Consider the following 21,701-nt stretch of genomic DNA (forward strand, 5'->3'; position numbering starts at 1 on the left):
CGCCTTGGGCGGCAGATTGCCCAAGGCGGCACCCCGGTGCGGCGCACCCATACGACGGGCGCCGACCACGGCACGGGTGGCAGACCCCGGCGCCGCGCAACGAATCCTCGGGCCCCGCCCCGGCGCAGCCGACCATCCCGTCGCGGCACGACACCCGTATGACCCTCCCCAATGGCCGACACCCCCGGATCCGCACACGATCGTGCGCATGCGTGGATTCCTTGCCTCATCGATCGGTGTCACCTGCGCGGCGGCCCTGGCCCTCCCGCTCACCCTGCCCACGGCCTCGCACGCCGCGCCGTCCCCGACGCGCGAAGCGATCCCCGGCAGCACCCAGTCCCTCCCCCTCGAAGCCTCATCAGGCAGCACCGCGACCCGCGCCGCCGGCGCCCCCCAAGAACAGGGGCTCACACGCCGCGACGTACACCCCTTCTCCCTCGTCGGCGTCGTCTGGGACGACCCCGACGCCCAACTCCACGGCCACGTACAGGTACGTACCCGCACCACGGACACCACCCGCTGGTCCACCTGGCAGGACGTGGAGACCCACAACGACGACGCCCCCGACCTGGGCACCCCAGAACGCGCCGCGGGCAATCTGCACGGCGCGACCGCCCCGCTCTGGGTCGGCAACAGCGACGGCGTGGAAGTACGCGTCACGGCGGAAGAGTCCGAGGCCGAGAACGCCGAACCGCCGACCACCCTCCCGAAGGGCCTGCGCCTCGAACTCGTCGACCCCGGCGAAGAGCCCCCGCAGGGCTCCCGCGCGGAAGGCGCCAACGCCGGCGTCATCCCCGCCCTCGACAAGAAGCAGACGGAGGACGAACTGATCGAGGCCCGCGGCGGCAAGCCGGCCGCGGCCAAGGCCCGCCCGTTCATCGGCCCACGCCCGCGCATCATCACGCGCAAAGGCTGGGGCGCCAACGAGAAACTCCGTGAACGCAAGCTCGGCTACACCAAAACCGTCAAGGCCGCCTTCGTCCACCACAGCGCCACCGGCAACAACTACCGCTGCTCGCAAGCCCCTTCAGTCATCCGCAGTATCTACCGCTACCACGTCAAGAGCAGTGGCTGGCGCGACATCGGCTACAACTTCCTCGTGGACAAGTGCGGCAACATCTACGAAGGCCGGGCCGGCGGCGTCGCCAAGCCGGTCATGGGCGCACACACCCTCGGCTTCAACACCAACAGCACGGGCATCGCGGTCCTGGGCTCGTTCGGCAGCTCCAACCCACCTGCCGCGGCCGTCAAGGCCATCTCACGACTCACGGCCTGGAAGCTCGGCCTCTACGGCGCGAATCCGCGCGGGTCGACATATCTGAAGTCGGGCGGTGGCAATCTCTACCGCAAGGGAAAGAATGTACGACTCAAGGTGATCTCCGGTCACAGGGACGGTTTCGCGACCGAATGTCCGGGACGCCGGCTCTACAACAAGCTCGGCAGCGCTCGCACCAGCTCCGCCCACCTACAGGGTCGCTGACGCCGGCCGGCCTGGGCGCCTCGCACGGTCTGCATACACTGGCCGGCCGAAAGACAGTTCGGCCGGCCCCAGCAGGAAGCAGAGACGACAGGTGACTGAAGCGATCCTCCTGGTCGGCGGCAAGGGCACCAGACTCCGGCCACTCACGGTGAACACGCCGAAACCGATGGTCCCGGCGGCCGGTGTGCCGTTCCTCACGCACCAACTGGCGCGCGCGAAAGCGGCGGGCGTCGACCACATCGTTCTGGCCACCTCGTACCTGGCCGAGGTCTTCGAGCCGTACTTCGGCGACGGCTCCCGCCTCGGCCTCCACCTCGAATACGTCACCGAGGTCGAGCCCCTCGGCACCGGCGGCGCCATCCGCAACGTCGCGTCGCGCCTGCGCTCCGGCCCCGACGAGCCCGTCCTGATCTTCAACGGCGACATCCTGACGGGCCTGGACATCGGCGCCCTGGTCGCCACGCACGAGTCCTCGGATGCGGACGTCTCCCTCCACCTGTCGCGGGTCGAGGACCCGCGCGCGTATGGCCTGGTGCCGACGGACGACACCGGCCGAGTGACGGCCTTCCTGGAGAAGCCCCAGACCCCCGAAGAGATCGTCACGGACCAGATCAACGCGGGCGCGTACGTGTTCCGCCGCTCGGTCATCGACACGATCCCGACGGGCCGCCCGGTCTCGGTCGAACGCGAGACGTTCCCTGATTTGTTGGCGGGGGGCGCCCACCTCCAGGGCATGGTCGACTCGACCTACTGGCTGGACCTCGGCACCCCCCAGGCCTTCGTCCGCGGCTCCGCCGACCTGGTCATGGGCCGCGCCCCGTCACCCGCCGTCCCCGGCCGCCGCGGCGACCGCCTGATCCTGCCGACGGCCAGGGTGGCCCCGGACGCGAAGCTCACCGAGGGCACGGTCGTGGGCGAGGGCGCGCGTGTCGGCGAGGGCGCCCGCATCTCCGGCTCCGCGATCCTCCCCGACGCCGTGATCGAACCGGGCGCGGTGATCACGGACTCCCTGGTCGGCACGGCGGCCCGCATCGGCGCCCGCACGACCCTCAAGAACGCGGTAATAGGCGACGGCGCCCACGTCGGCCCCGACAACGAACTCCAGTCCGGCGCCCGCGTGTGGTGCAACACAACCCTCCCCCCATCCTCCATCCGCTTCTCATCGGACCAGTAACCCTCACTCCGAGCCCGCGCACCGGACGAGCCACTCAAGCCCGACGGTTACCCCAAACCACCTGCGACGGGCGAGCCATTCAAGCCCTACGGTTACCCCGAACCACCTGCGACGGGCGAGCCATTCAAGCCCTACGGTTACCCCGAACCACCTGCGACGGGCGAGCCATTCAAGCCTTTACGGACGGGCGAGCCGTTCAAGCCCCTGGGGACGGGTGAGCCATTCAAGCCCCTGCGGCGTTTGAGCAGCGGGGTCCGGGGCGGAGCCCCGATCTTTAGAGCCCCGCCGGTGCTTGAGGCGCGGGGCCCGGGGCAGAGCCCCGAGTTCGGGAAGGGGCGGGCTCGGGGAAGAAAACCCCCTACCCTCGAAGACCCACCCCGCACCACCACCCCGCCCCACCAGAAGGACCCCGTGGCCGGCCGCCGATACCCCTCCGAAACCCCTCTCCACCTGGGCCTCACCCTCAGCCCACTGCGCAGAGGCCCCGCGGACCCCACCTTCCGCTCCACACCGCACGGCGCGGTGTGGCGATCCAGCCGCACCCCCCAGGGCCCGGCAACCCTCCGCGTGACCGAGGACCGCGACGGCGCGGTCCGGGCCCGGGCCTGGGGCGAGGGAGCCGACTGGTTCCTGTCCCACCTCCCGCACCTGCTCGGCGAGTCCGACGACCCGACCGCCTTCGAACCCCGCCACCGCCTCGTCGCCCGGACCACCCACCGCCGCCCCGGCCTCCGCCTCACCCGCACGGGCCTGGTCCTCGAGTCCCTGATCCCGTCGATCCTGGAACAGAAGGTCACGACGGACGAGGCGTACCGCGCCTGGCGCCTGCTCCTGAACAAGTACGGCGAACCGGCCCCGGGCCCGGCCGGCGAGGACCTGCGCATGCGCGTGATGCCGGACCCGCGCACCTGGACGCTGATCCCCTCCTGGGAATGGCACAAGGCGGGCGTGGACAACAAGCGCGCCTCGACGATCATCCGCGCGGCGAAGGTGGCCCGCCGCCTGGAAGAGGCGGTGCGGATGGAACCGGGGGAGGCCCGCACCCGCCTGGAACTGGTCCCCGGCATCGGCCCCTGGACCTCCGCGGAGACGGTCCAGCGCACGCACGGCGCCCCCGACGAGGTGACGACGGGCGATCTGCATCTGCCCGGCATCGTCGGTCACGCCCTCGCGGGCAACAGGGACGCGACGGACGAGGACATGCTGGAACTCCTGGCCCCGTACGCGGGCCAGCGCCACCGGGCAGCCCGCCTGATCATGCTCAGCGGCGCCTCACCACCACGCAGACAACCCAAGATGCGCAAGGTGAACATCGCGGAGTGGTGAGACGAAGCGAGGAGTGGCGAGACGAAACCAGGAGTGGCGAGGCGAAGCGAGCCCACCACAAAACGCCCACCACAAAACGCCCACCACAAAACGCCCGCACGACGCGCTCCCGCACGACGCCCTACCGCACCTCCACAAAGTCGGAGACCCTCCGCTCCGGCCGCACCCCCGCCACCCCCTCCGCATGCCCCACCGCGACGGCCCCCATCGGATCCCACGCCTCCGGCAGGCCGAGCACATCCCGCACGACATCCCGGCAGAACATGGTCGACGAGACCCACGCGGACCCGAGCCGCTCCCCGGCCAGGGCGACCAGGAAGTTCTGCACCCCGGCCCCGGCGGCCACCACGAACATCTCCCGCTCGGCGGCATCCCGCCGCGCGTCCCCGTACGTGTGCGATCCGTCCATCACGAGGCAGGGCACCACCAAATAAGGCGCGTGACGCAGCACATCCCCCCGCCGCACCCGCTTCGCGATCGACTCCTCGCTCTTGCCGTCCCGCCGCAGATCCGCGACCCACGCGTCTCGCATCGCGTCGAGCAGCCGCACCCGCGACTCCTGCGACTCAAGGAGCACGAACCGCCACGGCGTCGTGTGATGCGGCGCGGGCGCCGTGACGGCCGCGGCGACGGCCCGCCGCACGGCCCCCGGGTCGACCGGCTCGTCGGTGAACGCCCGTACGGTCCGCCGCTGCGTCACGGCCTCCCGTACCGCCTCCGACGTGCCGAGCCGGAACATGTCGTCGCGCGCGACCCGCACCAACTCCCCTGCGGAGCCGCCCTGTTCGTCCTCGCCAGTGGCCGCGTCGAGTCCACGCACGACGGCGACCGGCAGACCCCCGGCCTTCCCCTTCACGAGGTCACCCGCGGCCGCCAGCTCGTCGGCGGTGGCCACCACGGTGGCGCTGAGCGGATTCCCGTACGCGTCCGTGCCGCCCCGCAGGTCGTCGAGTACGCGCACGCCTGCCGCCCCGATGGCGACATCGGTAAGACCGTTCCGCCACGGTCTGCCGAAGGTGTCGGTGACGACGACCCCGACCTCGACACCCAGCGCGTCCCGCACGCCCTCCCGGATGGCGGCGGCCGAAGCGTCCGGATCCTCGGGCAGCAACAGCACTGTCCCGGCAGGGGTGTTGGACGCGTCGACTCCCGCCGCGGCCATCACCAACCCCAGCTTGTTCTCGACGATCCGCAGCGTGCCGCGCCGAGCCACGACCCGTACGGTCTCGGCGTCGATCGCGGCCTCCCGGTCGTCGGCCTGCATCACGCGGCCCTCGGCCTTGCTGACGATCTTCGAGGTGACCAGCAGCACGTCACCGTCGACAAGTCCCGGCTCGGCGGCGACGATCAGCTTCGCGATGTCGTCGCCCTCCCGCACCTCGGGGATGCCGGGGAGGGCCCACGCGCGAAAGCCCGGGGTTCCGGTCACGCGGTCCGCACCTCCTCGGCGAGCTTCAGCGCCTCGCGCGCCATCTCCGCGGCGGCGGTGCCCTCCACGGGGTCCGTCATCATCAACGGCACGGCCCGGCACGGGATCCCGGCCGCCTCGACCCGCTCCACGGACTTCTCGTCCACCGTGTCGACGAGCCACCCGTCGAGCAGCCCCGCACCGTAGTGCTCGGCGACCGCGGCCGCGCTGGACTCCACGCCCACCGCCGCGAGCACCTTGTCGGCCATCCCGCGCACGGGTGCGTCGCCCACGATCGGGGAGAGCCCGATGACGGGCGCGCCCGACTCGGCGATGGCCTCCCGGATCCCCGGGACCGCCAGGATCGTCCCGACGCTCACCACGGGGTTCGACGGCGGGAAGAGGATCACGTCGGCCTCGGCGATGGCCTCCAGGACGCCCGGCGCGGGCTTCGCCTCCTCGGCGCCGACCGGCACGACGGCCTGCGCCTCCACGGAGGCGCGCAGCTTCACCCAGTACTCCTGGAAGTGCACGGCCTTGCGCTCACCGTCCACATCGACCGCCACGTGGGTCTCCACGCGGTCGTCCGACATGGGCAGGAGCCGCACGCCGGGCTGCCACCGCTCGCACAGCGCCTCGGTGACCGCGCTGAGCGGGTAGCCGGCGCTCAGCATCTGCGTACGGACGATGTGTGTCGCGAAGTCCCGGTCGCCGAGCCCGAACCACTTGGGTCCGACCCCGTACGCCGCGAGCTCCTCCTTGACCGTGAACGCCTCGTCCGTACGTCCCCAGCCCTGCTCCTCGTTGATGCCGCCGCCCAGCGTGTACATCACCGTGTCGAGGTCCGGACAGACCTTCAGGCCGAAGAGGTGGATGTCGTCCCCGGTGTTGCCGATGACCGTGATGGCCGCGCCGTCCGGCGCGGCCTGCTTGAGACCGCGAAGGAACCGGGCACCACCGATGCCGCCTGCCAGAACCACAATGCGCATGTGCCCAGCATCGCAGGCACCACTGACAACGCGTCGGCCGGTCTCAGACAGTGGCGCCCGCGTCGACCGAGCAGGTCGGCGTGTGCATCGGCATCTGGGTAAGGCCCGGGAAGTAGACGTGCAGGCTGACCGCGGGCTCCAGCGAGTCATTGACGACCTCGTGCACGTAGCCAGGCGCGAAAACCCGTTGTGCGCCGGTGCCGAGCGCGCGCACGCCCCCCTGCGTACGCTCCGTCAGTTCGCCCTGCAGCAGCGTCAGTACGCCGGAGGACTCGCCGTGGTCGTGCAGCCCGCTGCCCTGGCCCGGCACCCACGACAGGAGCCACACCTCGTAGCCGGGCCCGGTGCGCAGGCGGTGGTACCAGCGGGTCGTGGCGTCGTACTCGACGAGGTGCTCCCACTGGGAGTTGTCGGCGGCGATGGAGCGCGCGAGGCCGACGAATTCGGCCACCGTCTCGGGGTGTTCCCGGGCGGGCTGCAGCAGGTGCGGAACTTCGAGGATGTCGCCGGCGATCTGGAGGTCGCTGTCGCTGTTCATGGGGTGGTGGTGTTCCTCAAGGGAGTGCGGTGCACAGGGTCGTACTGAGATGAGAAGAAGCGTGGTCGGAGCCGACGGGCTCAACGACTCAACAGCTGGAACAGCAACAGCGGCAGCTTGCGAGGGCAGCGCGAACGGACCCGGCGGTGCGGGTCGTCGAGAGTGCCGAATACGCGAGCATGCCCATCAGGACAGCGGGTCATGCCCTTGTTGTCAACTACATGTCCGGATTGTGGAATATGGTTCACCTCATCCGGTGCCCTTGGCTGCCGAAAGGTTTGTGCAGCGCGGCGGCCGGACATGTGGCGCAGCAACCCGGCGTGCAAACGTCGGAACGGCAGCGATCTTTGCGGCGTCCCTCCTTGTAGCGCTTCATCGAAGGAGGGGTGGCTGCGTGGAGGGCGGCCGGCTCCAGATGAGCCGCGGGCAAGTGTCATGATTTTTGGCGATTTGAACACTTTCCGCATAGCCTTGGTTCCGCAGAGTGAATAACGGGCCCAATAGCAGATCTCGGCTTGACTGCCCCGGATCGGCACACTTGTAATTTCACTCGTGTCGTTCAGCCGAAATCGGTGACGGCAATACCACGGGGACGCACGGACAGACGAGGGGCGCACTATGACCGAGTCGTTTCAGGATCTGCTGGTCGAGGACGCGGAAGAAGAACTCGGCTGGCAGGAGCGCGCGCTGTGCGCCCAGACCGACCCCGAATCCTTCTTCCCCGAGAAGGGCGGCTCCACGAGAGAGGCCAAGAAGGTCTGCCTCGCGTGCGAGGTCCGCTCCGAATGTCTCGAATACGCGCTCGCCAACGACGAACGCTTCGGCATCTGGGGCGGCCTCTCCGAGCGCGAGCGCCGCCGGCTGAAGAAGGCCGCTGTATAACGCCTGTCGTTCGGGTCGGGCCCCAAGCCCCGGCCCCGAGATGCGCGGTGCTTTCCGGCCCGCTGCCCGTGGTTGTCCACAGGCGGCGGGTCGCGTTTGTTGGCAGCCGTTAGTGTGGGGCCCCGTCCCGGACGCCACCGTGTCCCCAGTGGGCGCGGGCGTCCACCGCAGTCCAACGAACCGGGGCCCGTACCTCGATGTCCGTGCACAGCCACTCGGCAGGCCAATTCGGCACTGCCGCCGCCGCGTTCAACCCGGGGCACGCAGCAGGGGTCGACCCGAGCAGCGCCCCCGAGTTCCCCAGGCATGTCGTCACCGCCGTCGTCGTCTCGCACGACGGAGCGCGCTGGTTGCCCGACGTTCTGTCAGGACTGCTCTCCCAGGAGCGCCCCGTTCAGAACGCGATGGCGGCCGACACCGGCAGCGCCGACGACTCCGCCGCGCTCGTCGCGCGGGCCATCGGTGACGACCGCGTTCTGCACCTCGCGCGCCGCACCGGCTTCGGCCAGGCCGTCGGGGAGGCCGTGCGCAGCGCGGGCGTCCTCACCCCGGAAGAGCTGCCGTACCTGAAGCGCCCCAGCGGCTGGGACCCCGTCAGCCGCTCCTGGCGCGACGACGCGTACGACCTGCCGGACCTGCCGCACGGTGAACCCGAGCAGTGGCTGTGGCTGCTGCACGACGACTGCGCGCCCGATCCCGACGCGCTCGCGCAGATGCTGCGCGTCGTCGAGATGGAGCGCGAGGCCGGCAGCGACGTCGCCGTCGTCGGCCCCAAGCTGCGCGGCTGGTACGACCGCAGGCAGCTGCTCGAGGTCGGCGTCTCCATCGCCCACTCCGGGCGCCGCTGGACCGGTCTCGACCGCCGCGAGCAGGACCAGGGGCAGCACGACCACGTGCGGCCCGTGCTGTCCGTGTCCACCGCGGGCATGCTGATCCGGCGTGATGTCTTCGAGCAGCTCGGCGGCTTCGACCGCAGGCTGCCGCTGATGCGCGACGACGTCGACCTGTGCTGGCGCGCCCACTCCGCGGGCCACCGGGTCGTCGTCGCCCCCGAGGCCGTCGTGCGGCACGCCGAGGCCTCCTCCCGCGAGCGCCGCACCGTGGACTGCGTCGGCCGCACCGCCACGTCGCCGCACAAGGTCGACAAGGCGGGCGCCGTCTACACACTGCTCGCCAACGCGCGCGGGGCGACGCTTCCGTGGGCCCTGCTCCGCCTCGTGTTCGGCACGGTGCTGCGTACGCTCGCGTACCTCGTCGGCAAGGTGCCGGGACAGGCCTTCGACGAGATCACCGGTCTGCTGGCGACGCTGCTGCGGCCGGGGCGGATTCTCGCCGCCCGTAGGCAGCGCGGCAAGGGCGTCGTCGTCGACCCCAAGGAACTGCGTCCGCTGTTCCCGCCGCCGGGCGCGACGGTGCGGCTCACCGTCGAACAGATGGCGGGCAACCTCTTCGAAGGCTCCGACCCGGAGACCGCCAGGGCGGGCCGGCACGGTGGCGGCGGCCTCGAGTCGCCCGACGACGCCGAATTCATCCGGATCGAGCGGTTCGCGCGCCTCAAGCGCATCGCCCGCAACCCCGGTCCTGTGCTCCTTGTAGTGCTGCTTTTCGTCGCCCTCATCGCCTGTAGAGGGCTGTTGGGCGGCGGAGCGCTCGCGGGCGGGGCGCTGCTGCCGGCTCCCGCCGACGCGTCCGAACTGTGGGCGCGCTACGTCGACGCCTGGCACGCCACCAGTACGGGCGGCACCCAGGCGGCGCCCCCGTACCTCGCGCTGCTCGCCACCCTTGCCACCGTGCTGTTCGGCTCCACCGGACTCGCGGTCACCGTGCTGCTCGTCGGCTCGGTGCCGCTCGCCGGTCTCGCCGCGTACTTCGCGTCCAGGCCGCTCGTCACCTCGCGCCTGCTGCGCGCGTGGGCGGCCGTCGCGTACGCCTTCCTGCCCGCCGTCACGGGCGCCCTCGCGGGCGGCCGCATCGGCACCACGGTCCTTGCGATCCTGCTGCCGCTTCTCGCGCGCGCGGGGCTCGCCGCCTCGGGCCTGACGCACACTCAGGGCGGGCGCGGCAGCTGGCGGGCCACCTGGGCGTACGCGCTGCTGCTCACGATCACGACGGCGTTCACGCCGATCGTGTGGCCGATCGCGCTCGTCCTCGGTATCGCCCTCCTTGTAGTGCGGCGCTCCGACATCTCCGCCTACGGGCTGCGTTTCCTGGCCGCGCTCGGCACGCCGCTGCTGATGCTCGCGCCGTGGTCCCTCTCGCTGCTCCCGTTCGGCTTCTTCAAGGAAGCCGGCATCTCCTACGAGGCAGGCGCCGCGACCGGACCCGGGCTGCTCGGCGCGTCGCCGGGCGGCGCCGGGACCACGGGCAGCCTGCTGCTCGTCGGCATCGTCCTCGCGGCGCTGGCCGCCCTGCTGCGCACCGAGCGCCGCCGCGCGATCGTCGCCTCCTGGTCCGTCGCCGTCGTGGCGCTCGTCTTCGCGGCGCTGTCCAACGGTTCGGCGTGGGCGGGGCCCGCCACCCTCGTCTACGGCATCGCGCTCCTGGCCGCTGCCGCGCTCGGCGCCGACGGCGCGCGCTCGCGCGTGGCCGAGCAGAGCTTCGGCTGGCGTCAGCCGGTGGCCGCGCTCATCGCGTTCGCCGCGGCGGCGGGCCCCGTGCTGCTCGCCGCGGGCTGGATGATCGGCGGCGCCGACGGGCCCGTGGAGCGGCGTGACCCGGTGCAGGTGCCCGCATTCGTCGCCGAGGAGGCCGGCACCCGCGACCAGGCCCGCACGCTCGTCATGGACGGCTCCACGGGCGACGTCGCGTACTCGCTGGTCCGGGGCGCGGGCGCGCGCCTCGGCGACGGCGAGCTGACCGCGGCCGCCGGCGAGAACGCCAAGCTCGACAAGGTCGTCGCCAACCTGGTCGCCGGCTCCGGCGCCGACCAGGCCGACCAGCTCGGCGGCTTCGCCGTGCGCTACGTCCTCGTCCGAGGCGGCGCGCCCCGCGAGATGAGCCGCGTCCTCGACGCGACGCCCGGCCTGACCCGGCTCAGCCAGCAGGACGGCACGGCGCTGTGGCGTGTCGACAGGCAGGTGGCGCGGGCCGTCGTCCTGCCGAAGGCCGACGCCGGTTCCACGGCGGAGGAGGCCGTGCCGGTCGCGGCGGGCCCCGTCGAGCTGCACACGAAGGTGCCGCAGGGCAAGGAGGGCCGCGTCCTGCGTCTCGCCGACGAGTCCGCCGAGGGCTGGACCGCGACGCTGGACGGCACGCCTCTGACGAAGACCACCGTCGACGGCTGGGCGCAGGGCTTCGAACTGCCCGCATCGGGCGGCACGTTGGACGTTACGTACGACGCGCCGATCACGCACACCGCCTGGCTGTGGGCGCAGGGCGTGCTCGCCCTCGTCCTCGTGGTGCTCGCCCTGCCGGGCCGGCGCCAGGACGTCGACGACGACCTGCCGGACGAGCCCATGGTGAGCGCGGAGGACCTCGCGGGCGACGGCCGAAGGGCCCGCCGACTGCGCGCCCAGGCCGAGGCGGAGCAGGCGGCACAGGCGGAGCCGGCGCCCCAGCCGGTTCCCGGTGCCGCCGTACCTCCTCCTTCGGAGGAGGTACCAGTGGAGGGCTTCCCGCACCAGCAGACCTACGCGGAGTGGGACCAGCCCAGCTACGCGGCCGCCGACTACGGCACGTACGCGGCGGGGGAGCAGCAGTACCAGGGCGGTGCCTACGGGTACGACCAGCAGGCCGACCCCTACCAGGCGGGCCAGTACGACCCGTACGCCTACGGAGGCGGCTACGAGCAGCCCCAGCAGCCCCAGCCCCAGCAGTACGACCCGACGTACGAGCAGCAGTACGGCCACGGCCACGGCGTCGACAATGAGCGCCCCGACGGGAGCCAGCAGTGAACCGCACGACCCTGTCCCTGATCGCCGCCGTGACCGCCCTGGCCGCCGTCACGGGGTTCGCCGCCGCCACCACGCCCGGCGAGGACGACACCTCCGGCACAGCGGCCGCCGCGCGCCGCCCTGTCGAGCGCTCCAGCCTGCTGTGCCCGGAGCCCAGCCAGTCCGACCTGGCCGAGACCGCGTACACCTCGTACACGCCCGAGACGAAGGGCACCGAGGGCGCCGGCACGGCGGAGCTGATGCCCGCCAAGGGCGGCAAGAAGGGCAAGGCGGTCGTCACCCCGAAGAAGCCCGGTACGCCCGTCGCGGGCGACGCCACCGGGGCCGAGGCGCCCGCCCTGACCGGCACCGCCGACGGGGCCCTCGCGCCCGGCTGGACCGTCCAGCAGACCACCAGCGTGACCGCCGGCTCCGGCCGCGGCCTGCTTGGTGTGAACTGCTCGGAGCCCGACACGGACTTCTACTTCCCCGGCGCCAGCACCGCCAAGGGCCGCAGCGACTACGTCCATCTCACGAACCCGGACGACGAGGCCGCGGTGGTGGATGTGCAGATGTACGGCCCCGAAGGGGCCATCAAGTCCGAGGTGGGCGAGGGCATCACCGTCCCGCCGCGGTCCAGCGTCCCGGTGCTGCTCTCGACGCTGACCGACAAGGCGTACACGAACCTCACGCTGCACGTGACCGCGCGCAGCGGCCGGGTCGGGGCGGCCATGTCGGACGTGGACGAGAAGCAGGGCGGTGACTGGCTGCCCGCCTCGGCCGACCCGGCGGCGTCCCTCGTGCTGCCCGGCATCCCGAAGGACGCCAAGAACGTGCGCCTCGTCGCGTTCGCGCCGGGGCAGGACGATGCCGACCTGAAGGTCCAGCTCGCGACCTCCAGCGGCAAGATCGCGCCCGCCGGGCACGACACGCTGCACCTGAAGTCGGGCATGACCACGGCCGTCGACCTCGGCGCCGTGACGCGCGGCGAGGCGGGATCGCTGCTCCTGACGCCCTCCGAGGGCTCCGTGCCGGTCGTGGCCGCCCTGCGTGTCACGCGCGGCAAGGGCGCCGAACAGGAGACCGCGTTCATCCCTGCCACGCGGAGCATCGGCGCGCGCGCCACGGTGGCCGACAACCGTTCCAAGGGCTCCACGCTCGCCCTGACCGCCCCGGAGTCGACCGGCAAGGTCAAGGTCACCGCGTCCCCGGGCACCGAGGGCGGCACGGCGACCACGAAGGAGTACACGGTCAAGGGCGGTACGACGCTCGCGGTCACCCCGCCCGTCCCGTCCGGCCTGAAGGGCTCGTACGCGCTGACGGTGGAGCCGGTGTCGGGCGGCCCGGTCCACGGCTCGCGGATGCTGGAGAAGAAGCAGGGCTCCGTCCCGGCGTTCACGGTGCAGACGCTGCCGGACGACCGGGGCATGGTGTCGGTGCCGAAGGCGGACGAGGACCTCTCGGTGGTGCAGAAGTAGCTGTCTACGGGGCGGCGGGGTCAGTCCTCGCCGTCTCCGTAGTCCCCGTAGCGGGGGTCCACGGTCTCCGGGGTGAGCCCCAGAACCTCCGCGACCTGCTCCACGACGACCTCGTGCACGAGCGCCGCCTGCTCCTCGCGCCCCTTGGTGCGGATCTCCACAGGGCGCCGGTAGATGACCACGCGCGCGGGGGTGTCGTCCTGTGCGGGGACCGTGCCGCCGAGCGGCACCGCGCCGGCTGCCCACGCCTCGTCCTCGGCCGTCAGCCGGGGCACGTCAAGGATCAGGAAGTCGACCTCGGCGAGCTGCGGCCAGCGCCGCTCCAGACGCTCCACGGAGTCCTGTACGAGGTCGGAGAAGGCCTCGGCGCGGCTCGCGGCCAGTGGCACCTGCGGGGGCGCCACGGGGCCGCGCATGCCCCGGCCGTGCCGGTCGCGGCGGCGCGGCGGGCGTGGCTCCCCGGAGGGCGGCGAAACCACGTCGTCTGTGTTGACTGGCCTTTCCATCACTGACGCAGCGTAGTCCTACGCGGCGCAGGAAGCGGGGCGGCGCCCGACGGGGCACTCCATGTCGCTTCCTGACCGATCAGGCCAATCTTGGGGCTGATTCAACTTCTCTCCCGGATCGATGATCTCGCGGCAATTGACGCTATATGCCCTGAGTGGTGACCGCTTTCAACTGCCCCGTGGGGCGCACAACCCGGGGTCGACGCAGGTCACCGGGGCGCCCGCGCGCGGTGATGTGCGCCGGATCACGCCACGACACGGTGGGGTGACCCCGGGGAGAGTCGTCGCGGCCCGCTCAAGAGTGCGGTACCGTCCAACGCTGTGAGCCCTGTACGTCGCTGTTCGCGCACCGCTTGCGGCCGTCCCGCCGTCGCCACGCTGACGTACGTCTATGCCGACTCGACCGCGGTCCTCGGCCCGCTCGCGACCTACGCCGAACCCCACTGTTACGACCTGTGCGCCGAGCACTCCGAGCGCCTCACCGCGCCGCGTGGCTGGGAGGTCGTCCGGCTCTCCGACCCGAGCGCTCCCAGCCGCCCCAGCGGGGACGACCTGGAGGCCCTCGCCAACGCCGTGCGCGAGGCGGCCCGCCCGCAGGAGCGCGCGGCCGGGGCCGGCGGCTCGGGGGCGCGCACCGCGGATCCCATGGAGGTCGCGCGCCGCGGCCACCTCAGGGTGCTGCGCTCGCCCGACAACTGATCATTTTCCTTCCAGATCGCCCCCCTTCACGGGATCTTCACAGTCGTACGCGTTGACCCGTGATTGTTGAGGACACGACGATTTCGCCACCCGACTCCGGGATTCCGGGAGGCGCACGTGTTCGTCCAGCAACTGGAGCCCGTAGGCGGCTCGCTCGGCCTGTCCGCCCTCGTCGCGGCCCTGCCGCTCGTGACCGTCCTCGTCCTGCTCGGCGCCGTGCGCATGAAGGCGCACCGAGCCGGCCTGATCGGTCTCGCCGTGGCAGCCGCCGTCGGCTGGCTCGCGTACGGCATGCCGCTGGGGCAGACCGTCTCCAGCGCCGCACAGGGCGCGGTGTTCGGGCTCTTCCCCATCATGTGGATCGTCGTCAACGCCCTGTGGGTGTACCGGATGACGGTGCGCACCAAGCACTTCGACATCCTGCGCCGCTCCTTCGGGCGGCTCTCCGACGACCCGCGCATCCAGGCGCTCGTCGTCGCGTTCTGCTTCGGCGCGCTCCTGGAGGCGCTCGCCGGGTTCGGGGCGCCGGTCGCCATCTGCTCGGTGATGCTGGTCGCGCTCGGCTTCGACCCCGTGAAGGCCGCGGTCGTCGCGCTCGTCGCCAACACGGCGCCCGTCGCCTTCGGGGCCATGGGCACGCCGGTCGTGACACTGGCCCAGGTGACGGGCCTTCCGCTGGACGCCGTCGCCTCCGTGGTGGGCCGGCAGACGCCGCTGCTCGCCCTCGTGGTGCCGCTCGTGCTTGTCGGCCTGGTGGACGGCAAGCGGGGCCTGCGCGAGACCTGGGTGCCCGCCCTCGCGTGCGGATTCGCCTTCGCCGTCGCCCAGTTCGTCGCCTCCAACTACGTGTCCGCCCAACTCGCCGACATCGGCGCCGCCCTGGTGGGTGCCGGCGCCCTCGTCGCGGTGCCGCAGGCGCGCAGGCCGGCCACCGAGCCCGTACGGGCCGCCGTCCTGACCGGCGTACGCAGTGAGGACCTGGACGAGGAGGACGCGCGGCCCGAGGTGCTGCGCGCCTATGCCCCGTACGCGCTCATCGTCGTGATCTTCTCCCTGGCGCAGATTCCCGCCATCAAGGACCTGTTCGCCAAGGCCAATTGGGTCTTCGACTGGCCTTTCCTGAACGTTGCCGACCCGAGTGGCAAGCCCGTGGGCGGCAACATCTTCACGCTGCCGACCGTCTCCACCGGAGGCACGCTCGTCCTGATCGCGGGCATCTTCAGCGCGGTCGTCATCGGGGTGCACGCGCGCGATGCGGTGCGTGAGTGGTTCGCCACCGTGCACGAACTGCGGTTCGCGATCCTGACGGTGACAAGCGTTCTGGCCCTCGCCTACGTCATGAACCTGTCCGGACAGGCTGCCACCATCGGGCACTTCGTGGCGGCCGCAGGCGCCGGACTCGCCTTCCTGTCGCCGGTTCTCGGGTGGTTCGGCGTCGCGGTCTCCGGGTCCGACACCTCGGCCAACGCGCTCTTCGGCGCCCTCCAGGTGACGGCCGCCCAGCAGTCGGGCCTCTCGCCGGAACTCCTTGCCGCGGCGAACAGTTCGGGTGGCGTCCTCGGCAAGATGATCTCGCCGCAGAACCTGACGATCGCCTGCGCGGCGGTCGGTCTCGCGGGCCGGGAGGGCGACCTGTTGCGCAAGGTGCTGCCGTGGAGCGCCGGGCTGCTGCTGGTGATGTGTCTGATCGTGTGGGCGCAGAGCACCCCGGTGCTGTCGTGGATGCTGCCGTGAGAAGAGTGGGCACCGCTTGGTACTGCTGTGACCAGTGAGGACGCGGGCAGGCGGGTTTCCCGGGAGGAATGAGGGGTTCACGGTTCGCTGTCAGTGCGGCCAGGTACTTTGTGGGTCCGTGCAGGACTCCAGGAGGGCTGGGCAGACCGTGGCTGCTGCTGATCTGTCGCAGATCGTTAAGGCGTACGACGTGCGTGGGGTGGTCCCGGACCAGTGGGACGAGGAGCTCGCCGCACTGTTCGGCGCCGCGTTCGTGCGGGTGACGGGCGCCGCCGCGATCGTCGTGGGTCATGACATGCGGCCGTCGTCGCCCGGACTGACCGGGGCGTTCGCGCGCGGGGCCGCCGCCCTCGGTGCGGACGTCACCGAGATCGGCCTGTGCTCCACGGACCAGCTGTACTACGCGTCGGGCGCGCTCGACCTGCCCGGCGCCATGTTCACGGCCTCGCACAACCCGGCGCAGTACAACGGCATCAAGATGTGCCGGGCGGGCGCGGCACCCGTCGGACAGGACACGGGCCTCGCGGAGATCCGGCAACTGGCCGAGGAATGGAGCGCGTCGGGCGCCCCGGAGCCGGCCGCCACGCCGGGGGCCGTCACGCGCCGGGACACCCTGGAGGACTACGCGGCGCACCTGCGCGGCCTGGTGGACCTCACGGCGATCCGCCCGCTGAAGGTCGTGGTGGACGCGGGCAACGGGATGGGAGGGCACACCGTCCCGACGGTCCTCGCAGGCCTGCCGCTGGACGTCGTGCCCATGTACTTCGAGCTGGACGGCACGTTCCCGAACCACGAGGCGAACCCGCTGGACCCGGCGAACATCGTGGACCTCCAGGCACGCGTGCGTGCCGAGGGCGCCGACCTCGGCCTCGCTTTCGACGGGGACGCGGACCGCTGCTTCGTGGTGGACGAGAACGGCGACCCGGTGTCCCCGTCCGTGATCACCGCCCTGGTCGCCGTGCGCGAACTCGCGCGAAACGGCGGCTCGGGCACGATCATCCACAACCTGATCACCTCCTGGACCGTGCCGGAGGTCGTGAAGGAGAGCGGCGGCACGCCCGTGCGCACGCGCGTGGGCCACTCGTTCATCAAGCAGGAGATGGCCACCACCGGCGCGATCTTCGGTGGCGAGCACTCCGCGCACTACTACTTCCGCGACTTCTGGAACGCCGACACGGGCATGCTGGCCGCCCTCCACGTCCTCGCGGCGCTCGGCGGCCAGGACGGCCCGCTCTCCGCCCTGGTCTCCTCCTACGACCGCTACGCGGCCTCCGGCGAGATCAACTCCACGGTTGCCGACCAGACCGACCGCCTCGCCGCGATCAAGGCGGCGTACGCGGGCCGCGAGGGCATCACGACGGACGAGCTCGACGGCCTGACGATCACGGCGACCGACTGGTGGTTCAACGTCCGCCCGTCCAACACGGAACCGCTGCTGCGCCTGAACACGGAGGCCCGGGACACCCCAACAATGGAAAAGGTCCGCGACGAGGCCTTGGCCATCATCCGCGGCTGACCGAATCAGGCCCCTGCGGCGGTAAACCAAGCCCTGCGGCGTTTGAGCAGGTCTTTCAAGCCCCTGCACTGGTTCAGCCAATTCAAGCCCCTGCGGCGATTGAGCAGTGGGGTCCGGGGCAGAGCCCCGCGGCGTCAACCCCGGGGCCCCGCCCACCCCACACCCCCGGCCCCCGCCGGTACGCTGGTGATCAGCGCCGCACGCGGTGCACCGCACCCCGAACCCCACACCCCCCGGAGGGAACCATGCCGCTCGAAGCCGGCCTCCTGGAGATCCTCGCCTGCCCGGCCTGCCACGCCCCGCTCAAGGAGGCCGACGCCGAGCTGATCTGCACCGGCAAGGACTGCGGCCTGGCCTACCCGGTCCGCGACGACATCCCCGTCCTCCTGATCGACGAGGCGCGCCGCCCCGCCTAGGGCCTGTCGTTCGGATCAGGCCGGATCCCCGAAAAGAAGCCGCCCGCAGGAGAGGCCCGACGCCATGTTCGACGAATCGATCCTGGACGACCCGGACGCACTGGCCAGGGCCGACCGCCGCGGCCTGCTGCGCGGCGCCGCCGAGGCCGGCGCCCGCGTCCGCACGGCGGCCCGGCACGCGGCCGAGGCCGGCATCGCCGAGCTGAAGCCCGACGGCCGCCCCCGCGCCATCCTGATCGCGGGCCCCGGCACGGCCGCCGCGGGCGTCGCCGACCTCGTCGGGCGCCTGGCCGGCGCGGCCTGCCCCGTCGTCCGGCTGCGCCCCACCGGCGTGGCCTCCGCGCCGGGCGCGCTGCGCTGGGAGCTGCCCGGCTGGGCGGGCTCGGTCGACCTCCTCCTGATCGCGACCCCGGACGGCACGGAACCGAGCCTCTCGCTCCTCGTGGAGCAGGCGTACCGGCGCGGCGTCACGGCCGTCGCGGTCTGCCCCTCCGGCGCCCCGCTGACCGAGTCGGTCGCAGGGGCGCACGGCCTGTCCGTACCGATGGCCACGGCCCCGTACGAGCAGGACGAACCCGCGGCCGCCTCCGCGCCGGGCGCACTCTGGGCACTGCTCACGCCCCTCCTCGCTCTGCTCGACCGCACAGGCCTCCTCTCGGCCGCGCCGGACACGCTCGCGAAGGTCGCCGACCGCCTCGACCAGGTCGCCGAGCGCTGCGGCCCGGCCATCGCCACGTACAGCAACCCGGCGAAGACGCTCGCCGCCGAGCTCGCCGAGGCACTCCCGCTGATCTGGACGGAGGGCGCCGCCGCGGGCCCGGCGGGCCGCCGCTTCGCCGCCGCTCTCGCGGAGCTCGCCGGGCGCGCCGCGCTCGCCGCCGACCTGCCCGAGGCGATGCCCGCCCACGGCGCGCTCCTCACCGGCGACATGGCCGCGGGCGCCGACCCCGACGACTTCTTCCGCGACCGTGTCGAGGAGGTTCAGATGCTGCGCGCCCGCGTCGTCCTGCTGCGCGACCGGCCCGCAGGCGGCCTCAGCGCACGGCCCGCTGCCCGCGAACTCGCGCTCTCGCACGACATCGCCATCAGCGAACTGGAACCGGAGGAGGGCAGCGACCTGGAGACCCTCGCGGAGCTGATCGCCGTCACGGATTTCGCCGCCGTTTACCTGGGTCTCGCCTCCCGGGCCTGACCCGGACCGACCCTGACCCGGACCGACCCTGTCCCGGTCGGCCGACCGCACCCGGCCGCCCCGCCCTGGACCGCGTACCGAAAGAACCTTCATGGACCGCCTCACCAACACCATCCGCCCCTACGCCTGGGGCTCGACCACCGCCATCCCGCAGCTCATCGGCGCAAGCCCGACCGGTGAACCGCAGGCGGAGATGTGGATGGGCGCGCACGCCGGCGCCCCTTCGCGCACCGAGCGCGGCCCGCTGAACGAGGTCATCGACGCGCACCCGAAGGCGGAACTCGGCGACCAGGCAGCGGCCAAGTTCGGCCCCCGCCTCCCGTTCCTCCTCAAACTGCTCGCCGCGGGCGCGCCCCTCTCCCTCCAGGTGCACCCCAACCTCCAGCAGGCGAAGGAGGGTTACGAGGACGAGGAGCGGCGCGGTGTCCCGATCGACGCCCCGCACCGCAACTACAAGGACGCCAACCACAAACCCGAACTGATCTGCGCACTCACGCCGTTCGACGGCCTGTGCGGCTTCCGCGCGCCCGAGGAAGCGGCGCGGCTGCTCGAAGGCCTCGGCGTCGACAGCCTCAAGCCGTACGCCGATCTGCTGCGCGCCCACCCCGAAGAGGCGGCGCTGCGCGAGGTCCTGACCGCCGTACTCAGCGCGGACCCGGGCGACATGGAGCGCACCGTCACCGAGGCCACGGCCGCCGCCCAGCGCCTAGGCGGCGCCTACGAGCCGTACGCGGGCATCGCCCACCACTACCCCGGCGACCCGGGCGTCATCGCGGCCATGCTGCTCAACTACGTACAACTGCAGCCCGGCGAGGCCCTGTTCCTCGGCGCAGGCGTCCCGCACGCCTACCTCGACGGCCTCGGCGTCGAAATCATGGCCAACTCCGACAACGTGCTGCGCTGCGGCCTCACCCCCAAGCACGTCGACGTGCCCGAACTGCTGCGCATCGTCCGCTTCGAGGCAACCGACCCCGGCGTACTGCGCCCTGAGGCGTCCCCGGACGGCGAAGAGGTCTACGACACCCCCATCGACGAGTTCCGCCTCTCGCGCTTCGTGCTGCCCGAGAGCGGCGCGGACCACGACCTGACGGCCGCGACGCCGCAGATCCTGCTGTGCACGGCGGGTACCGTCCGGGCCGGCGAGCTCGCGCTCGCACCCGGCGATTCGGCCTTCGTTCCGGCGGGCGAAACGGTGAATGTGTCCGGATCCGGCACGGTTTTCCGTGCGACGGTGGTGGCCTGAGAGGCACCTGCGACGTCCCGTGCTGCAACAATGACCCACCGCGCACGGGACGTACTACGTAGAACCTCGAAAGGACACCAGGGACGACATGAGTGCTTCAGGCGGAGCCAAAGCGATCGTGGCGGCGCTGGCCGCCAACCTAGCGATCGCGGTAGCGAAATTCGTGGCGTTCCTCTTCAGTGGCTCCTCGTCGATGCTCGCCGAGGCCGTCCACTCGCTCGCGGACTCGGGTAACCAGTTCCTGCTGCTGATCGGCGGCAAGAAGGCCCAGCGCGAGGCGACTCCGCAACACCCCTTCGGGTACGGACGCGAGCGGTACATCTACGCCTTCTTGGTGTCGATCGTCCTCTTCTCCGTAGGCGGCATGTTCGCCGTCTACGAGGGCTACGAAAAGATCAGCCACCCGCACGATCTGGAGCACTGGTACTGGCCGGTCGGCGTGCTCATCTTCGCGATCATCGCCGAGGGCTTCTCCTTCCGTACGGCCATCAAGGAGTCCAACGCACTGCGCGGAAAGCTTTCTTGGAGCCAGTTCATCAAGCGCGCCAAGGCGCCTGAGCTGCCGGTCGTCCTCCTGGAGGACTTCGGCGCGCTCATCGGTCTGGTCCTCGCACTGCTCGGCGTCGGCCTGACCCTCGCCACCGGCGACGCCGTCTGGGACGGCATCGGCACGCTCTGCATCGGCATCCTGCTGATCATCATCGCGATCGTCCTCGCCCTGGAGACGAAGTCGCTGCTGCTCGGCGAGGCCGCCGGCGCCGACGAGGTCGCGAAGATCGAGAAGGCCGTCGTCGACGGCGACACCGTCACCGGCCTGATCCACATGCGCACGCTCCACCTCGGCCCCGAGGAGCTCCTCGTCGCCGCGAAGATCTCCGTGCAGCACGACGACACGGCCGCCGAGGTCGCCCGCGCCATAAACGACGCCGAGGCCCGCATCCGTGCCGCCGTCCCGATCGCCCGCGTCATCTACCTCGAGCCCGACATCTACAGCGAGACCGAGGCCGCGAAGGGCTCAGACCCGGAAGCAAGCCCCGGCGGCCCGACACCGACCCCGGAGCACTGAACACCTCCTGCACTTCTGTACGTGGTTGGGGCCCGCCGGACTTCCCGGCGGGCCCCAACCACATACAGCGCTTCCTCTACTACGTGGATGGGGCGGGGCGGGGGGTAGGGGTCACCCACCGGCCCCCCCACACAGCAAGCGCAGAGAGGTGAGTAAAACATAACAAAGCGGGAGTGAGTGGG

At 71.7% G+C, this 21,701-nt stretch carries 17 protein-coding genes; 13 read left to right on the forward strand and 4 right to left on the reverse strand.

All coding sequences use genetic code 11. The features are described from left to right. The first annotated feature begins 208 nt into the window (after nucleotides 1–208). From ABT004_RS30250 to ABT004_RS30260, 3 genes are all read left to right on the forward strand, one after another. The gene (locus ABT004_RS30250) at nucleotides 209–1,480 is read left to right on the forward strand and encodes a peptidoglycan recognition protein family protein (protein WP_351343007.1); all 1,272 of its coding nucleotides are present in this window, start codon (nucleotides 209–211) and stop codon (nucleotides 1,478–1,480) included. Nucleotides 1,481–1,571: 91 nt separating this feature from the next. Next, nucleotides 1,572–2,654, forward strand: a complete 1,083-nt coding sequence (manB, locus tag ABT004_RS30255) for a mannose-1-phosphate guanylyltransferase (protein ID WP_351343009.1) — start codon at nucleotides 1,572–1,574, stop codon at nucleotides 2,652–2,654. A 411-nt stretch (nucleotides 2,655–3,065) separates the two neighbouring features. Then, nucleotides 3,066–3,980: a DNA-3-methyladenine glycosylase family protein gene (locus ABT004_RS30260; protein WP_351343011.1), complete on the forward strand. Its 915-nt coding sequence runs from the start codon at nucleotides 3,066–3,068 to the stop codon at nucleotides 3,978–3,980. 121 nt (nucleotides 3,981–4,101) lie between these two features. Here ABT004_RS30260 and ABT004_RS30265 read toward each other — a convergent pair whose 3' ends face one another. Genes ABT004_RS30265 through ABT004_RS30275 form a run of 3 tightly spaced genes read right to left on the reverse strand, consistent with a single transcriptional unit; the run spans nucleotide 4,102 to nucleotide 6,915 of the window. After that, the gene (locus ABT004_RS30265) at nucleotides 4,102–5,409 is read right to left on the reverse strand and encodes a coenzyme F420-0:L-glutamate ligase (protein WP_351343013.1); all 1,308 of its coding nucleotides are present in this window, start codon (nucleotides 5,407–5,409) and stop codon (nucleotides 4,102–4,104) included. Beyond that, a complete protein-coding gene (gene cofD / locus ABT004_RS30270; protein WP_351343014.1) occupies nucleotides 5,406–6,377 on the reverse strand; it encodes a 2-phospho-L-lactate transferase in 972 nt (323 codons plus the stop codon). Before cofD ends, ABT004_RS30265 begins: the two co-directional genes overlap by 4 nt. Before the next feature lie 43 nt (nucleotides 6,378–6,420). Beyond that, a complete protein-coding gene (locus ABT004_RS30275; protein ID WP_351343016.1) occupies nucleotides 6,421–6,915 on the reverse strand; it encodes a cysteine dioxygenase in 495 nt (164 codons plus the stop codon). A 618-nt stretch (nucleotides 6,916–7,533) separates the two neighbouring features. Between ABT004_RS30275 and ABT004_RS30280 the strand changes: the two genes are divergently transcribed. The 3 genes from ABT004_RS30280 (at nucleotide 7,534) to ABT004_RS30290 (ending at nucleotide 13,147) form a co-directional block, all read left to right on the forward strand. Further along, nucleotides 7,534–7,797 carry a WhiB family transcriptional regulator gene (locus ABT004_RS30280; RefSeq protein ID WP_127831770.1) on the forward strand — a complete coding sequence of 88 codons (264 nt, stop codon included), beginning with the start codon at nucleotides 7,534–7,536 and terminating at the stop codon, nucleotides 7,795–7,797. A 197-nt stretch (nucleotides 7,798–7,994) separates the two neighbouring features. Then, entirely contained in the window at nucleotides 7,995–11,690 is a 3,696-nt protein-coding gene (locus ABT004_RS30285; RefSeq protein WP_351343019.1) for a glycosyltransferase family 2 protein, read from the forward strand. Continuing rightward, nucleotides 11,687–13,147, forward strand: a complete 1,461-nt coding sequence (locus ABT004_RS30290) for a DUF5719 family protein (RefSeq protein ID WP_351343020.1) — start codon at nucleotides 11,687–11,689, stop codon at nucleotides 13,145–13,147. The genes ABT004_RS30285 and ABT004_RS30290 overlap by 4 nt, the downstream gene beginning before the upstream one ends. 20 nt (nucleotides 13,148–13,167) lie before the next feature. On the opposite strand, the gene ABT004_RS30295 is transcribed toward ABT004_RS30290, so the two are convergent. After that, nucleotides 13,168–13,653 carry a metallopeptidase family protein gene (locus ABT004_RS30295; RefSeq protein WP_351343034.1) on the reverse strand — a complete coding sequence of 162 codons (486 nt, stop codon included), beginning with the start codon at nucleotides 13,651–13,653 and terminating at the stop codon, nucleotides 13,168–13,170. A gap of 321 nt (nucleotides 13,654–13,974) precedes the next feature. Here ABT004_RS30295 and ABT004_RS30300 point away from each other — a divergent pair, with 321 nt between their 5' ends. The 7 genes from ABT004_RS30300 (at nucleotide 13,975) to ABT004_RS30330 (ending at nucleotide 21,519) form a co-directional block, all read left to right on the forward strand. Next, complete coding sequence (locus ABT004_RS30300) at nucleotides 13,975–14,352, forward strand: DUF3499 domain-containing protein (protein WP_351343021.1); 378 nt, start codon at nucleotides 13,975–13,977, stop codon at nucleotides 14,350–14,352. Nucleotides 14,353–14,469: 117 nt separating this feature from the next. Continuing rightward, complete coding sequence (locus tag ABT004_RS30305; RefSeq protein WP_351343022.1) at nucleotides 14,470–16,086, forward strand: L-lactate permease; 1,617 nt, start codon at nucleotides 14,470–14,472, stop codon at nucleotides 16,084–16,086. A 148-nt stretch (nucleotides 16,087–16,234) separates the two neighbouring features. Further along, complete coding sequence (locus ABT004_RS30310; RefSeq protein ID WP_351343024.1) at nucleotides 16,235–17,602, forward strand: phosphomannomutase/phosphoglucomutase; 1,368 nt, start codon at nucleotides 16,235–16,237, stop codon at nucleotides 17,600–17,602. A 245-nt stretch (nucleotides 17,603–17,847) separates the two neighbouring features. Then, a complete protein-coding gene (locus tag ABT004_RS30315; protein ID WP_351343026.1) occupies nucleotides 17,848–18,018 on the forward strand; it encodes a Trm112 family protein in 171 nt (56 codons plus the stop codon). Between the two features lie 64 nt (nucleotides 18,019–18,082). After that, nucleotides 18,083–19,210 carry an SIS domain-containing protein gene (locus ABT004_RS30320; protein ID WP_351343028.1) on the forward strand — a complete coding sequence of 376 codons (1,128 nt, stop codon included), beginning with the start codon at nucleotides 18,083–18,085 and terminating at the stop codon, nucleotides 19,208–19,210. 91 nt (nucleotides 19,211–19,301) lie between these two features. Next, entirely contained in the window at nucleotides 19,302–20,453 is a 1,152-nt protein-coding gene (gene manA, locus ABT004_RS30325) for a mannose-6-phosphate isomerase, class I (protein WP_351343030.1), read from the forward strand. Between the two features lie 88 nt (nucleotides 20,454–20,541). Next, entirely contained in the window at nucleotides 20,542–21,519 is a 978-nt protein-coding gene (locus ABT004_RS30330; RefSeq protein WP_351343032.1) for a cation diffusion facilitator family transporter, read from the forward strand. The last annotated feature ends 182 nt before the right edge of the window (nucleotides 21,520–21,701 follow it).

The organism is Streptomyces sp. NPDC002790, from assembly GCF_040295505.1.
Classification (GTDB): Bacteria; Actinomycetota; Actinomycetes; order Streptomycetales; family Streptomycetaceae; genus Streptomyces.